The sequence below is a fragment of the Streptomyces sp. NPDC050508 genome (assembly GCF_040655155.1).
Classification (GTDB): domain Bacteria; phylum Actinomycetota; class Actinomycetes; order Streptomycetales; family Streptomycetaceae; genus Streptomyces.
The window spans coordinates 528,030-543,029 of sequence record NZ_JBFAJJ010000004.1 but is presented as its reverse complement, the minus strand read 5'-3'; the positions used below and the strand labels follow the sequence as shown (position 1 = coordinate 543,029).

The window sequence follows — 15,000 nt, the reverse complement described above, 5'->3', positions numbered from 1 at the left end:
CGCACGCAGCCCTGCGGCAGCTCGCCGACCGCGCCTACACCGACGCCGGCATGCACGTCACCACCGGCCTCAAACGGCCGCCCGGCAGAGGACTCACCCCCGACCAGCGCACCATCAACCGTGCCCTCGCCCAGGCCAGGGCCCCGGTCAAGCGCAATATGGCACGGCTCAAGTCCTGGCAGGTCTCCCGCAGTTCACGCATCAGCCCCACCCGCATGACCGTCATCGCCAAAGCCGTCCTCGCCCTGGAGCGGCAACGCTGAAAGACCTCCCTGCGTTGTTCTGTGGGATGTGGTGAGCCCTTCGTATGGTTGGCCCGCCCAGGGGTGCCGGGTGTGGTCTGAAGCAGTCGGTGGCCATGCCTCCACCTATCGCCACGACCACCCTCGCCAACGCCTCGCAACGGGTCTTGGCCAAGTGGCAGTGCTGACACAGCGGCTGAACGTTGCCGTCCGTGCTCTTGCCACCGGGAGCGAGCGGCTGCACATGGACCGCGTCCACGAGGACGAGCAACCCGCACCGGGCACTCCGGGTTGGCGCGGAGCCCCGAGACAGCCAGGGCGGCACCACACACTGAGCTCGCCGGGCACGCACCGAAGCGACTCCTCGCTCGTCACAGTCGGATCTGATGCAGGTCAACCTGTCACCCAAACCTGCACCAGACCCACCCCACCGAGGCCCTCAAGGCCCACGCACAGGCCCTCAAGGCGGCGCGCGAGATGGAGGAGCGGGAGGAACAGGCACGCGCCCACGTCCGAACGGCCGTTGTGCTGCGAGCCGGCAACGACCCGGTCGCAGAGTCAAACCACCTCCGCGAAGCCTTGAAGCTCTGCACGGCGTCGGGCTCACCACGGGCGCAGCAGGTCGCGAAGACGCTGGGCAAGCCTTTCGACCGTAGTCGAAAGGTATGACCGGAGTGCGGCGATCACTCCAGACTCGGACGAACGGACTCAGCCTGTGAAACCGAGGGGGAGCACATGCGCAAGGAAAATCGGCCGGGCAGGGGCACGAAGGCCAGGAGGGCGGGCGCTCTGTTGGCGGCCACGGCGCTCACCGTGGGAGTCGCGGTGGCGACCGCGCCCTCTGCGGCTGCCGCCAGCCCGTGTTGGAACGACGGCTCCACCAAGTGGTGGTGCAACAACGTCTCCGGCGCACGGGTGTACGGCACGGTCGGGGACAACCACATCTACCCGGACCCGAACACCGTCGTCGGCTACATGTACTCCAACCCGAGCTGGTTCTACTGCAAGGAGGACGACCAGGCATGGGTGGGCGGGCCGCACTCCACACGCTGGGAGATGACGGTCGCGGACAATGGCCGGCTCGGCTTCATGAAGGACACGGCGATCTCCAGCGAGACAGACCCGCTCCGCAACTGCTTCGGGTGATCGGTGACGGCCGTACAGCGCCACCGGCTGCTTTTCCATGGTCCACTTCTGCGACGCACCCTGGAGCCCCTTCACATGCGTACACGGAACAGCCTTGCTGCCCTGTTCAGCGCCACGGCACTGGCACTGGGGCTCCTGACCACCACCGCGCCCGGCGCCTCGGCGGCATCCGGCTGCTGGTACAGCGGCAGCCATTGGTGGTGCAACAACCGCGTGGGTGCGCCGGTCTACGGCTACAAGGACCTCGCCCGCGCCTACCCCGACTCCAGCCGCGTCGTCGGGTACATGTACTCCAACCCCAGCTGGTTCGACTGCCGCTACGACGGCGGTGTGCCCGACGAATATGTGGGTGGACCACACCCCTACCGCTGGGAGTGGACCGAGGCCGACAACGGTCAGTGGGGCTGGATGAAGGACACCGCCATCAGCAGCGAGACCAACACGCTGCCGGCCTGCTGGTAGACGGCCGGCGACGACACACGGGGAGAGAGATGAAGTTCAGCAAGCGTGCCCTGACGGCCCTGGCGACCGCCGCGTTCTCCGCCGCCCTCACGGTGGCGGCGGCGCCGTCCTCGTCCGCGGCCTCCGGCTGCTGGTACTCCGGCAGTGAGTGGTGGTGCAACAACGTGCGGGGAGCCGCCGTGTACGAGCCCTCGGAGACCAACGGATACCCGCACGCCGATGTCGTCGTCGGGTACATGTACTCCAATCCGAGCTGGTTCCGCTGCCGCCGCGACGACGGCCCCTACGTCGGCGGACCGCACCCGAACCGGTGGGTGTTCACCGAAGCCGACAACGGGGAGTGGGGCTACATGAAGGACACGTCCATCTCCAGCGAGACGGACCCGCTGCCCGTGTGCTGACTATGGCGCCGACGTAACCACCACGACCCGTCACCGCGATGTCGGTGGCTGCGGGTCCGCGGGCCGGCTCCGGGCCGTCGTGGGCGGTTTCCGACTGAATCGCCGACGACGTGCCCGGCCAGGACCTCAGCAGACCGGGACGTCGGGCAGTTTGTTGTCCGGGTAGTTGATGTAGATGTTGGTGATGTAGCCGCCGTACAGGGGGAGATAGGCCCACCAGTCGTTCGTGTACTGCCCGTCGGTGACCTCCTCGCCCTGCTTCTGGCAGCCGATCAGCGCATCGACCCCGGCGGGCAGTCGGGTGAGCGCCTGCGAGCTGGTGGTCGTGTCGGCGCGCACCTGGACGTGGGAGCCCCATGTGCCGTACCACGAGCCGGAGCGCGGAACGGCGCCGGGGACGTTCAGCGAACGTACCAGCGTGTCGAGGGCGCTGTACGCGGCGCCGAACGGGGTGCCCTGCGGGTGCAGGGTGAAGACGGCGACGATCGAACGGTCACCCGCGCCCACGGTTCCCGTGGTGTGCAGTGCGGGTCTGGCAAGGTCGACGCCCGCGCCGGGTGCGGTCGTGACCCGTCGGCCGGCGGCCGAGGCCGTCGTGTCGGCGCAGTCGCTGCTCTCGCCGAAGCCGGACCAGCCCTGCTTGACCGCCCACGGCTGCTGGAACGACGCTGGGATGCCGAACCGCTGGTCGAAACCGTCGACGCCGCACCGGGTGGAGGCGCGCAGGTCACCCATGACGATGTCCCGCAGGGCGGCAGGTGCGCTGTCCAGGATCCAGCGGTAGATCCGCACGGTGTCGGCCGCCGACAGGGCCGTGTAGCCCCAGTAGCCGGGGTAGTCCGCCGGCGGGCCCGCGGTGTCCGTCAGCCCCAGGCGGGGGATCATCCGGTCGATGATCGCCGAGCCACCGTCCTGGGTCCAGTAGAAGTCCGCCGCGGAGTCGTCACTGGAGCGCAGCATGCCGTCGAGGCGGGCCCGGTCGTCCAACGGCAGGCCGTAGCCAGGGCCGCGGTCCCACAGGTGATCCAGAGCGATCAGAAGCTTCACCACCGAGGCGGAACGGAACTGCGTGTGAGCGTTGGACTGCTCGGTGAAGGTCCCGGTCTGGCGGTCGTACACGGCGATTCCGGCGGTGACGCCCGGCGGTACGTTCACCGAGGCCGTGCGCGGGGTGGTGGGTGAGGGTGTCTGGGCGCGGGCGGGTGCCGCCGTGGCGAACAAGGCGGCTGTCAGGACCAACCAGGCCGCCACGAGGGCGAATCCGCCTCGCGGTCTGTGTGAGGAGAAGGGTGACATGAACGACTCCCTGGCTCGGACGGGGCCGAAGAGGAACGCGTCGAGGCCGGCCACCGTTGGGGGGCCGGCCACGACACGTGTGTCAGCAGTTGCGGACGGACCAGACGGGGTTCCAGTCCTGGTCACCCACCTGCGGCGGGGAGAAGGCGCGCAGGACGTTCCCGTTGGCGTCGTAGAGGTAGGAAGTGACCGACCCGGTCTGCTTGTTGAGGTAGTAGCCGTTGCCGTACCAGTTGGACAGGTAGTAACGGTTGCAGTTGTAGAGGTAGAAGATCTTCCACTTGGACACGGTCGGATCCCACACTTCGAGGCAGAGGTTCCCCGGTCCACAGGTGAACGTCTGGTCGTCCGTGCGGTAGCTGACGGTGGTGGACGGAGAGATCGTCGGGGAGACGGCGGCCGCGGCCTGTGCATGGGTACTGGTACGAGGGCCGGAGGCGGTTGCCGCCTGTGCCGGACCGGTGGCGAAGACGGCCATCAGCATGCAGACCACCACACCGATGATGCCGAGCAGCGAGCGCTTCGCGCGCATGGATGAGACCTCCGTCGAGACGGCAGCGGGACATCTGGGACAGCGGCACGGAACGTGCCCTGACGGCCACGATCGCCGATCGCGTGTGCCGGCAGAAGCCTTTCGAACCTCGTCGAAAGGCCGCTGTCCCCGGGCACGGCCGCATCACGCCCACCGACGGCCAACTCTCCCAGGCCGCACGCCCGTTGAGGCGTGATCGGCTCACAGGACGGCATCGGTACGGCCCATGTGCGTCGTTGACGTCGCCCGCACCGAACGCCATCGTGGTCCGGCCGCACATGGTAGCCCTGCACGACCCGGACACGGTCATCGGACCGGGGACAACCACGACACGAGCATGCGCGAACACCGCCATGCCTGACGGGAGACTGCCGAACCGTGCCTACCAAGCGCTCACTTGCCGGACTGTGCGCCGCCCTCGCAATGGGGGCGGCCCTCCTCGCCACCGGAACCGCGCAGGCCACCCCGGCCTCGCACGGAACCTCCTCCGGTCACGTCATGACCATGCCCGCAGCGCCGAAGACGGCCCGCCCTGCGGCGCTCCTGGCCGCGGCCCCCTCCACTTCTCCGGCCGTCCGCACGGCCTACGCCGGTGCCGGCGGGGGCGTGTACTGCCAGAGCGGCTACTTCTGCGCCTCGGTCTGGGACCCGACGGCCGGCAAGTTCAAGATCTTCTTCTTCTACTCCTGCAACCGCTACACCCTCTCGAACTGGATCGACTGGGCCGAGGCCCAGAACAGCCAGACCGGAGGTGCCGTCGCCAGTCTCTACGGCTCCGGCGGCGGTCTGCTGCAGACCGTCCCGGCCGACAACGCGGTCTACGCCGTCAACTGGTCACCGGTGTACTCGATCCGCAACTGCTGAGCCGGACGCGCTTCGGGCAGTCCGTGACGGTCACCAAGGTTGCCGTCACGGCGAGGCCGACGGTTCCGGGATGCGACGGCACCGCGGACATCGTCGGTCTGGTCACCACCAACGGCCGTCGCGGCACCCTCTCCTACCGATGGGTGCGCCTGCACCTTCGATGGACCTACCAGGGACCGGGCCACCGTGCGGCACGGGCGGAACTGCGCATCCTGTCTCCCGGTCACCGGGCGACCGCCGCCCACTTCTCGTACGACTGTGCGGCGCTCCTAGCGGGGTACAACGTAGATCCCGCTCTCGACCTCCAGGACGCCTCTCGCGCGCAGGACGGCGACCAGTGAGCGGGATCGCGCGGCGCCGACATGGAGGCGCTTACGGAGTGTTTCCGCAGAAATCGGCCGCCGGTGAGCTTGCCAGTGCCGGGCGTCTTCCACCCGAGCCCGCTCCAGAAGATCATCGGCACCGTCGTTCCAGGTGCCGGCTTCAGCTGCCGGCATGCTGCGTAGTCGCCCTCCGGTGGGGCCGGAGCTGCTACGCGGCAATGTCGGTGCAGCGTTGGTGACGGCACGGATACCGCTGATGGCCTGCAGCAGGCCGGGGCCGACCTCGGCCCAGCCGATCAGCAGCAGCGAGTCCACAGCGTCGAAGGCCGCCCGCCCGTACATGCACACGAGCAGCGGTTCGGTGACGTTGAGGGCGAGGGTGAGCAGACTGGCCAGGAGCAGCAGACTGCGGGCCGGGAGCAGCGCAGCCTCGGGGGCACCCATCCGGACACACCCGGCCGCAGGGCCAGCGTCCAGACGTTGCCGAAACCGAAGAGAAGGGCGAGGCAAACCACCACCCCCGCGATCGTGGTGACAGCACGGAAGGCGAGCTGTTGCTCGCGCCCGCCGCCGTGTCGCGCGGGAACCCCCGCGGGTTCAGACATGATCGCCGACCCCGATCCGCTGGTGGGTTTGCTGGGCGCGTTCGGCGGCGGCTGGCGCCGCAGCGGCGGGGCATCTCCTGCGACGTCCAGCCGAGCAGCAGCATCAGCGCGCCGGTGTCACCGCCGGCGCGCTTCCACTCATGGGCGAAGGTGTGCCGCCACCGGTGCGCGTGCAACTTGACCAGCCCGGCCTCAAGACCCCGCCGCTTGATCATGATCTTGACGCCGTTGGGGGCGAGCGCCCGCATCCCCCGCTCGGCCAGCCACAGACCCGGCAGGTCAGCCGCCTAGTGCTTGGCGCGGGCCCGCAGATAGCGGCTGACGGCGCGCGGTCCTCGGCCCGAAACGTACACGCCGGTCCTTGCTGCCCTTGCCGTGGAAGTGCACCGACTCGCTGTTCATGTCGACGTCGTCGAGCAGGAGGTTGCCGACCTCGGACAGGCGCGCCCCGTGTTGCAGTACAGGCGGATGATCGCCTCGTCCCGCAGCTGGGCGAACTCCCTGCCCCTGCAGGTGCCGAGGACTTTCGTGGTCTCCTCGTTGAAGAACTGCTGCAGCGCCTTGTGCTCCCCCAGGTAGCGGCCCAACTGGGCAGCCGTCAGCAGATAGTTGTAGCGGGTCGTCTCCGGATAGTTCCCCGACCTCAGCGAACGGTCCCAGTCCCGCAGAAACCCCGACCAGGTCTTCGACAGACCCACAGTGATCTTGTTCAGGTCCAGCAACGGCATTTTCGCCGGCCTCCGAGTAAATCCGAGTAAAGGTGCCGATGAACGGCATGCTCAACCTCGAAGACCGGAAACAGCCCACGCGAAAGGGCCCCCACAGACTCACGCCTGCGAAGACCCTTCGCTCTGTCGGGACGACAGGATTTGAACCTGCGACCCCTTGACCCCCAGGAGTAGGGGTCAAGGGTATTTTCTGGATATAACAGACTTAATCGGGACGGATAATGTGCATAGTAGGCTCCGTCGTGCACCATCGCGCACACCGCGTGGTCCCCAACTGGTCCCCAAGCCGTCCCTGTAGAACCCTGCAACGGACCCAGACCTCGCCGCGCTCTCGCCAGGCTGGCACCACCGCTCCACAGACCGCTCGTTCACTCGCACAGCAGCCGCGACTTCGAGCTGCCTCATCCACCGGGCCCTCTCGGCCCTGACGCCGTCACGCATCACGTCTGCCCGCCCCGATCGTGGGTGGGCGGCTGCTCCACCACGCGCAGCAGATCGGGGCTGACGACGTTCCCGCCGACAGCACGCCCGTTGTCAGTGGTGTAGGAGAGAATCCTTGTGTGGCGACTTTCCCTGAGACCGAACGCTATATCCAGTTTCTGCTTGAGCAGTTGGCGGGCCGCAACGAGCACCATGTGTTCGAGCAGATCGTGTTTCAGATTGCGCTGCGGCGGCTGAGCAGCAACATCGTGCCGGCTACCGGTCCGGTGAGTGCCGGTGGGGACCAGGGACGTGATGCCGAGTCGTACTACACAAACCTGCCACACGAGCTGGCTGGGGCGGGCGGGTTCGTCGGGCGTGCCACCACGGAGCCCTGGGTCCTGGCGGCATCCGTGCAGAAGCCGCCGTTGGACGGGAAGATCCGCGACGACCTGAAGTCGATCTGCAGCCGAGGCGAACCCGTGCGCAGGGTGGCCTTCTTCGCGGTGCACGAAATCCCGGTGGCGGCACGGCACCGGCTGCAGCAACACGCGCGTGATACCTACGACGTCGCCCTGGACGTGTTCGATGGGCAGGCTGTGGCCGGCATGCTCACCCAGGGCGACCTGGTCTGGATCGCCCAGCGGTTTCTGGATCTACCCTCGGCGATGATCCCGGACGAGCCGGCCGAGGCACATCCGGACTGGTACCGCTCCACCCTGACCGCTTTGAGGGAGCGGCCGGGCAAGCGCCTGACGCCGGGAGCCCTGTCCGAGGTCCGGGACGGTTTGCGGCATGCGACCTTCGACGACGAGGCGCGGGTGGACCTGCCCGAGTGGCTCGGCTACGTCGGGGAATTCATCGACGCCGGGGACGGAGAGCTCGCCCTGCGGGCGCGCTACGAACGAGTGCTGGCCGTGCTGCGCGGGAAGAACAGCCTGGATGGCGTCGAAGCGGATATCCGTGCGGTCATCGACGCCGCCCTGTCCTCGGAGCGTGTCGCACTCCAGGATGACGCGGGCCAACTGCTGCTGTATTGGGGCGGCGCCTGGCTGCGTCACCTGGGTACGACGAACGCCGAGGAACTGCGCGAGCTGGACCTGCGCCTGCGGCAGCGTGTGGCCGTCTTGATCAAGGCCACCGACGCCGCTGTCTACCCGGTACGCAAGGCGTCGCTCCTCGACGTGGCCGCCCGCTTGTGTCTGCACCCGTGCTGGCCGCAGGTCACGCGCCCGGCCGCAGGGGCGCTACCCACCCCGCAGGAGACGACCCGGCTGCGGCGGGCGGGTGAGGTCGTGCCCGATGTCAGCCCGGCGAGCCGCCCGGTGGACGTCACCGAGGCGATGGACTGTCTGGAACAGCTGGTCGACCTGCTGCCGCAGGCCCGTGCCTTCCCGGTCGGCGGTGTGAGCGAGACGTTCCAGATGTTCGCACCCACCCTCACCGAAGACCCTCGCTACGAGAAGATCCGCGACGCGCTGGACGTCGCGCTGGCGGACCTCGCAGGCGACAGCAGTGTCGCCGCACGCTGCCGGGACCGTGCGATGGCATTCCTGCGCGCGGGCAGACCGCTGGACGCGCTGCACGAACTGCACGAGGTTAAAATCAACTGGTGGCACGGCGACACCCTGCGCGGCGCGCTGCTCACCATGCGCATGATCGGGAAGATCTACGGCGACCTGGACCTGCAGCAAGCCGCCCGGCAGTACGCGCTGACCGCCGCCGCCGTCGCAGCCTCATCCGCGGGCCAAGAACATGAAGACCTGCTGCCCGCCGCATTGACCCAAGCCATGGCCCATACCCACGCGGCGGGCCACTGGGGCGACGCCCTCGCTCTCGGCGGACTCGCCTTCATGGCCCACCACCTGTTCGCCGAGACCCCCGAGGACTACCCCTCTCACGGCTACATCCAGCAACTCGACTTCCACGCCAGCATGGTGATGCTCAGCGCAGAGCGGTTCCGCCCCGCGCTCATGCCGGCCCTGCGTGAGCTCACCGATGCGGACTATCTGGCCGACCTGGACGAACACCTCCCGCTGATCCGGCCCAGCTTCACGCAGACCGAGCAGCAGTTCATCCAGAACGCAGACGACCAGCTCACCGGAAGACCGTTTTCGGACGTGGGAGCGCACCGGGATCTGAACTTCGCAGCCCTGGGCACGACATGGCGTATCCGGTGCGACAACACCCGCGCCACCGTCCTGGCAGCCGAGCGTTTCACCGCCGCGGTGCAGATCTCGCTTGCGGAACTCGCCCCGCACGATCCTCTGTTCTTCCCCCAGGACATCCTGGTCCGGGTGATCACGGGCACACCGCTGGGCGGAGGGGACAGAGTCACCTTCCGGCCCAACAATCACGCCGTCGACTGCACCGTCATCCTCAGCCCCTACAGCGCCTCGACCGACCACACAGCCTTCGAACGCGAACTGTCCGCCACGGTGGTGCACCTGCTGGCCCACCTCAGTGCCAGGCCCACCGAGGCGTTCATGTCCCTGGTGGAGACAACATTCGCCCGCGGACTCCTGCACAAACTGATCAGCGGCCGCCCCTACGACGAAGCCGCCGGTCTGCTGACCGAGGCCCACTACGACACCCTGCGGCAAACCGCCATGCAGCCGTGGTCGGACACGGCATTCCAGCCGCCCACCACCCCGCAACTCTCCCCGCCCACGACACCGGGCCCCGGATACGACCACACCAGAGCACTCGACATAATCCGCGACAACTACACCGACCTGCCCCAGGTACTCAGCGAGACACTGCCCCGAGTCCTGGCCGACCCCGACACCCGCACAGGACTGCAGGAACTACGCGGGGAAGGATGGCTCGACTGGCAGATCCTGCTGGCCCTGGCCAACATCGCCGCCAACCTGCGGCTGCAGCAGGCCAGCCCGGGCAGCATTTCCCGGGACGATCTCACCCGCTTCTTCCGAACACCGGAAAGCCACTACGCAACCGCACTGCCCCTGAACGCCTTCACCCCTGACAGCCTGCGCGCACAAATGGAAGTGACCCTGCTGGCCGTCGCCCAACGCCGCTGGAAACTGGGCTCCGCCATGACGACCCCCAACCCGCAGGCGTTCAAGGAGCTGTTGACCACCCGCTACAACTACGCGACAGATGACGTTCCGCACCGCGACCTGCTCAACGGCGCCCCGGATGAGCGCGGGGCCGTGCTTCCTCCGGGCACCTGAAGAATAACCGGGTGAGATGCCCCGAGTTCCATACGCGAAAGTGCGCCCTCTCATGGATGAGAGAACGGCCTCCGACATGCGTTTCCGCATGGTCGAGACGACAGGGTTTGAGCCTGCACCCCTTGACCACAGAGGCCGCAGGAATTAACTGCACGCACCTGGCAGAACTACCACGCCAGACACGCGTCTGCGCACTGTTCAGGGTCGCGAGCACCGTGTGGTCCAAAGGGCAGTGGTGACAGCGCGGGTGCCTGGCTGCCGTAGACCACTAGGTTCCGGACAGATCGCGCCATGCTCGGTCCAGGTAGGTCGCACGCTTCGCTCGTGCTCGCCAACGTCACTCACAACCAGCGTCGCCCTCGGCAGCAGCATGAAATTCTGCACGGCGGTGGGGGCGACGAGGCCCACATCACGTCCAGCGGGGCCCGTCCGCATGATCACTTTTTGCTGCCAAATGGGAAGGAAGCGCCGGCGCACGGTGCACAGGGTCTTCCGGAGACGCCAGAGACCACAGTCGACCATCCATCTCCGCGAGAGGCTTGTCGATCCCAGGCAGAGCCGGTACGACCCGCGCGCTGACGAACTCTCCTTCCCGGGGGACGGGAAGGCCGAGCTGACGGGCGATGTGCCGGTGTGCCTCGTAGTCGCCCATAATGATGATTCCGTCGTCCCGAAGTGCTGAGCGGGATCCGCCGTGCCCGCGGATACGCTTCATGTAGTCCTTCTGCTGAACCACGGTGCGCACGGCGTTGCGTCCGATGCGGCGTCCCTGGACACGCTGGAACAATTCATTGAGTCGCCTCTGACCGGACTTACTCTCGAAGACCGCCTCGCGGTCGGACTCGGGCATGTGCAGCAAGACGTTCTCCGAAAGCTCGGCGTCGCGCCAGAGCCAGAGGATCTTGTCGCGGTGTCCGGCTTTGAGCGTGGCTCTCAGGTCTCGGTTGCGCCCAGTGTTGAGCCACTCCGGTTTGACGCGCAGCAGGCCGACACTCCACCGGCTCAGGTAGTCATCAGCCCACACCAGAAGGCAGATGTGCCCCAACGTCCCGTGAGGGAGCGTCCAGCCGCCGAATGTGAGGCTGAAACGGCAGTCGACATCGACGCCGGCGATGCTGAAGTCCATTGCTTGACCGTCCTCGAAGACGAACTCACGCTGGATCGCAATGTTTACCAGGCTTCCGAGGTACGCCCGCTCTGCCTTGGTCAGGTGCTTCAAGTCGTATCGACCCGTCACTTCGCCGTTCAGCACCTCGTCGATGGCTTCCCGCAGGACCCGCTCCATACGTGTACCGCCCGGGTCCAGATCCCGCACTGCACGGTAGGCCGCGATGAGCTGCTCATCGTCTGTGCCCGCACTCGTGAGCCTTTCCAGCACCTCGGCCGCGTTGGCCGGCCGATCCTCGGAATTGAACGCCAGCAGGTCCGTGACCAGTACTTTGAGCTCGGAGGGGAAGCCAGAGGGCAGTTCCGGTTGGGGGTGCGAGCGTCGGTGGACCTCTGCTTCGCGTGAGGTGAGCGCGGCCACAGTGGGCGGGGCGCCGGTGGCCATGGCGTAGAGCAGACAGCCCAGTGAGTACAGGTCGCTTCGGTGGTCGACGGCGATGTTCTCGAAGAGCTCCTCGTAGGACCGGTAAGGAGGCAGGAGCCCGAAGGGATTGGGGGTGCGCCGTATGTGCCCACCCAGCAGACCGGGATCGGACACAAGTACTCGACCGTCACGGCACAACGTTACGGCTGAAGGGTTGAGCTCCAGGTGAAGCAGCCCGTTCCGATGGAGTTCGGCGAGCGTCCCCGCGATCTGCCCGCCAATTTCTCTGATCTTTTCCAAAGGCAGAGTGCCAGGTGAGAGGTCCAGCAGTTGCCCCAAGTCCTCGCCGGCGACAGCATCCGTCACAAGGTACGGACGACCCTCGTGCAACCCGTAACCTCTGACCCGCACCATTCCCTGAATGTCGAGTGCAGCCAGCCGCTCCGCATCCGCGAGGAAGCTATCTCCTCCGGCCCCCGTGCCCGCCCTTGGTGCGTTGAAGAGCTTGAGAGCGACCTCCCCGCCCTGCAGCTCATCCGTCGCCTGCCAAGTCGTTGACGTCGTTCCGATGTGCCGCCGCTGGGTCAGCCGATAGCGCCCCCCGACCGACCTTCCGTCCTTGTCGGCGGGGATGTCCGGATCACGGCTCAGCTCCCGTACGGGCTCTTCAGAAACCACGGCCGAGGGCTCCTCGCCCGACGCTCTGTCGGCCGTCGGCCCTCCGGAGTCAAGAGCGAACGCCTCGGCCAGATCTGAGGCCGAGGGTCTCCGGGTGGGATCGAACTCCAGACAACGCCAAAGGGACCGCAGGAGTACTGGGCTGATCCCTGGATCAGTCAAGGGGCCACGTTCCGAGATGTCGGCCGTCGGGTCACTCCACCGTCCCGAGAGGAGGGCCAGCAGCAGTGCCCCGATGGCGTACACATCGCTCTGCGGCGTGAGAGACCGCCCGTCGTCGTTCGCCTCCAGGTAGGTGTCGCTGAGGGGCAGCACGTCGCGGTGAGCACTGTCGACTCCGTCGACTGTCGCGGTCGTCCAGCCGACCAGCCGTACGTCACGGTCGGTTACGAGAACGGCCCGTGGTGCGAGCGAGCCGTGCACGAGCCCCCGGGAGTGGGCACGCGCGACGGCCTCCGTCAGGCCGAGCCCGATCCGCAGGAAGAGCTCCTCCGGGACCGTTCCCCCGTGTTCGTCGAGGACGGCACGCAGGTTCGGTGCGGGCGGTGAGGCCGGGTTGTCCGCGCTGCGGTGGACGCAGCTCGCCGCGACCCACGGTGGCTCCCCAGTGGTGTGCGCTGCCACGCCGAGGAGTGCGGGGGCATTCACGCCTTGCATGCGCGTCAGGCACTCCGCTTCTGTCCGGACGAGGTCCAGCGCGGTTCCCGGGTCGCGGGTACTCAGCACGACCGGCGCCCGGACCGTGGCGACGGTGCCGTCCTCGTCCTCGGCCAGGTACATCGTCAGGTGGGGCCAACCGTGGGCACTACGTGCATGGAGCCGGAACCGACCGAGCCGTACCGGGTCCTCCCGCAGAAGCTCCGTCCAGCCGACCGGCAGACTCTCATCCGGGGCGTCGTCGTACACCTCGTCAGTCACGGCAGCCGCTGAGTGCCGGGATCCGGCGGAATCCCCACTCTCCCCATCGGGGACACGGGGCCGCTCAGGCCCAGGCGCCACCTGCGCAGTATCGGCGGATGGGATGCCGAGCCGCGTCAGCACCTGCTCCCGAAGCCAGCCGAAGGAACGCCCGATGTCGTCGATGACGGCCGCGCCGTCCGGGTGCCCGACCCATGCCGGGAAGACCGGGGCGCGGCCGACAGTGGCCTCGATACGCCGTGTCACGGCCTCGGCCGTGCGCAGGAGTTCCTTCGGAGAAACTGCGCTGAGGAGAGCGCGCCGGGCATCGTCCGTGAAGTCGAACCGCCGATGGTGAGGCAGCCGCTCCGCCCCATCAGCATCGAGCTCATGCATCAAGCCCCCCAGGAACACCTCCATGAGGTGGCCGATGTCTGTCGGTGGCCCGAGGGCAGCCTGGACCAGGCGCATCACGGGCGGCGTGGCGGGGGCGACGGCCGCCACGTGAGCCGCAAGCCGATAGGCGTCGACGGACGCAGCCTCCCTGAAGCGGAGTACCGCTTCGGCGGTGTCACCGTCCCGGGCGTCGGCCATGGTTCGGCTGGAGCCTGGCTGGCCGGTGTCCCACAGAGGGAGGAGCGCCGTGCTGCCGGGTGAGGCGACGAGCCAGGCCCAGTCGGCGATGGCCGCAGAGGTCGGTGTCAGGACCGGGACGGGTACGGAGTCGAAGCGGACGAGGTCCGGTGGCAGGTCCGGGTCGGTGACCTGCCAGGCGCGGGTGGGGCCGCCGCGTCGATGGGTGGTGACCTGCCAGCGCCGTGCACAGATGCCGGTGCTCGCCCAAAGCCGGGATGGCAGTGCCTGGATGATCGCCGTGGGGCCGCAACGTCCCCAGCGGTCCATCACCTGGCGCATCCCGCCGTCCCGCCAGGCTTCGCCCACACCGTCGCTGACGACCAGGACGAGGGTGTCACTGGTTGGGGCGCACAGGGCCTCCGGCCTCAAGAGTCGGCTGCGGTGGCGGTACGGGCTGGTCCGAAGGGACGGAGTGCCGCTGCGCGTGTCGAGTCCGTACACACGAACGTCTCGGAAGGCACCGGCACGTTCCATCAGCGCCCGGACATCGGCGGCCAGCCGCTGCCAGAGAACCATGGAGACGCCGTCGTCAACCACAAGGGCCAAGGACAGCCAGCGTGTGCGCGGCGCACGGGTGACGGTTTCGGGGACGCCCGTCTCCGCTATGGCGGCGACCGTCCGTGGGACGTCGAGTTCCCGCTGGCGCCGGTCGGGGAAGCGCTGCCGCAGCGGCCGGAGGGACTTGCCGAGCCGAAGCTGCCCGGCGCGGAGGGTACCGCTGTCCGGGGCGCGGACGGCGACCGCTGGCGACAGGCCCGCAGGCGCCTGCGCGTCACCGTCGGGACTGGGGTGCGCCGAGGCCAAGAGCGGGCGCGCGGAGCGCTTCCTCGTGGACTCCGCAGCGGTCGGCTCTGGTGCGGGCTCCGCGGTTCCGGCCGCCGACACCGCCGGCCCATCGGGATGGGACTCGCCGTGCCGCTCCGAGGTCGCAGCGGACACGCCGCCGGACCGCGCGAGGGGCCCGGAGTCCCGAGGCAACTTCCCGGCAAGCCACATGGCGTCGAGGAGTTCCTCGTGGGACAGCTCCACCCCGCTCTCGGCCAGG

At 68.0% G+C, this 15,000-nt stretch carries 12 protein-coding genes and 2 pseudogenes; 7 read left to right on the top strand and 7 right to left on the bottom strand.

Going from position 1 to position 15,000, the window contains the following annotated elements:
* Nucleotides 1-20: 20 nt before the first annotated feature.
* A pseudogene (locus AB0I69_RS14830) lies at nt 21-263 on the top strand (transposase family protein); the annotation flags it as partial.
* Here AB0I69_RS14830 and AB0I69_RS14825 read toward each other — a convergent pair.
* Complete coding sequence (locus AB0I69_RS14825; protein ID WP_363096154.1) at nt 223-486, bottom strand: HNH endonuclease; 264 nt, start codon at nt 484-486, stop codon at nt 223-225. The pseudogene AB0I69_RS14830 and the gene AB0I69_RS14825 overlap by 41 nt on opposite strands.
* Before the next feature lie 491 nt (nt 487-977).
* Here AB0I69_RS14825 and AB0I69_RS14820 point away from each other — a divergent pair, with 491 nt between their 5' ends.
* The 3 genes from AB0I69_RS14820 to AB0I69_RS14810 all read left to right on the top strand — a co-directional run bounded on the left by AB0I69_RS14820 (nt 978) and on the right by AB0I69_RS14810 (nt 2,251).
* Nucleotides 978-1,388 carry a hypothetical protein gene (locus tag AB0I69_RS14820; protein ID WP_363096000.1) on the top strand — a complete coding sequence of 137 codons (411 nt, stop codon included), beginning with the start codon at nt 978-980 and terminating at the stop codon, nt 1,386-1,388.
* A 75-nt stretch (nt 1,389-1,463) separates the two neighbouring features.
* A complete protein-coding gene (locus AB0I69_RS14815; protein ID WP_363095999.1) occupies nt 1,464-1,850 on the top strand; it encodes a hypothetical protein in 387 nt (128 codons plus the stop codon).
* A gap of 29 nt (nt 1,851-1,879) precedes the next feature.
* Nucleotides 1,880-2,251, top strand: a complete 372-nt coding sequence (locus tag AB0I69_RS14810) for a hypothetical protein (protein WP_363095998.1) — start codon at nt 1,880-1,882, stop codon at nt 2,249-2,251.
* Between the two features lie 126 nt (nt 2,252-2,377).
* On the opposite strand, the gene AB0I69_RS14805 is transcribed toward AB0I69_RS14810, so the two are convergent.
* Nucleotides 2,378-3,547, bottom strand: coding sequence for a hypothetical protein (locus AB0I69_RS14805; protein ID WP_363096153.1), 1,170 nt, complete (start codon nt 3,545-3,547; stop codon nt 2,378-2,380).
* A gap of 82 nt (nt 3,548-3,629) precedes the next feature.
* The gene (locus AB0I69_RS14800) at nt 3,630-4,079 is read right to left on the bottom strand and encodes a hypothetical protein (RefSeq protein WP_363095997.1); all 450 of its coding nucleotides are present in this window, start codon (nt 4,077-4,079) and stop codon (nt 3,630-3,632) included.
* 378 nt (nt 4,080-4,457) lie between these two features.
* Between AB0I69_RS14800 and AB0I69_RS14795 the strand changes: the two genes are divergently transcribed.
* Both AB0I69_RS14795 and AB0I69_RS14790 read left to right on the top strand, forming a co-directional pair.
* Nucleotides 4,458-4,943 (top strand): hypothetical protein, encoded by a 486-nt coding sequence (locus AB0I69_RS14795; protein ID WP_363095996.1) that lies wholly within the window; start codon nt 4,458-4,460, stop codon nt 4,941-4,943.
* A 23-nt stretch (nt 4,944-4,966) separates the two neighbouring features.
* The gene (locus AB0I69_RS14790) at nt 4,967-5,284 is read left to right on the top strand and encodes a hypothetical protein (protein WP_363095995.1); all 318 of its coding nucleotides are present in this window, start codon (nt 4,967-4,969) and stop codon (nt 5,282-5,284) included.
* Here AB0I69_RS14790 and AB0I69_RS14785 read toward each other — a convergent pair.
* The 3 genes and pseudogenes from AB0I69_RS14785 to AB0I69_RS14775 all read right to left on the bottom strand — a co-directional run bounded on the left by AB0I69_RS14785 (nt 5,213) and on the right by AB0I69_RS14775 (nt 6,599).
* Nucleotides 5,213-5,710, bottom strand: coding sequence for a hypothetical protein (locus AB0I69_RS14785; RefSeq protein ID WP_363096160.1), 498 nt, complete (start codon nt 5,708-5,710; stop codon nt 5,213-5,215). The genes AB0I69_RS14790 and AB0I69_RS14785 overlap by 72 nt on opposite strands.
* A gap of 244 nt (nt 5,711-5,954) precedes the next feature.
* Nucleotides 5,955-6,119, bottom strand: a pseudogene (locus tag AB0I69_RS14780) (tyrosine-type recombinase/integrase); the annotation flags it as partial.
* 150 nt (nt 6,120-6,269) lie between these two features.
* A complete protein-coding gene (locus AB0I69_RS14775; protein WP_363095994.1) occupies nt 6,270-6,599 on the bottom strand; it encodes a hypothetical protein in 330 nt (109 codons plus the stop codon).
* Nucleotides 6,600-7,159: 560 nt separating this feature from the next.
* On the opposite strand from AB0I69_RS14775, the gene AB0I69_RS14770 reads away from it, so the two are divergent.
* Nucleotides 7,160-10,213, top strand: coding sequence for a hypothetical protein (locus AB0I69_RS14770; protein WP_363095993.1), 3,054 nt, complete (start codon nt 7,160-7,162; stop codon nt 10,211-10,213).
* Nucleotides 10,214-10,622: 409 nt separating this feature from the next.
* Here AB0I69_RS14770 and AB0I69_RS14765 read toward each other — a convergent pair whose 3' ends face one another.
* Nucleotides 10,623-14,984: a NaeI family type II restriction endonuclease gene (locus AB0I69_RS14765; RefSeq protein ID WP_363096152.1), complete on the bottom strand. Its 4,362-nt coding sequence runs from the start codon at nt 14,982-14,984 to the stop codon at nt 10,623-10,625.
* Nucleotides 14,985-15,000: the final 16 nt, after the last annotated feature.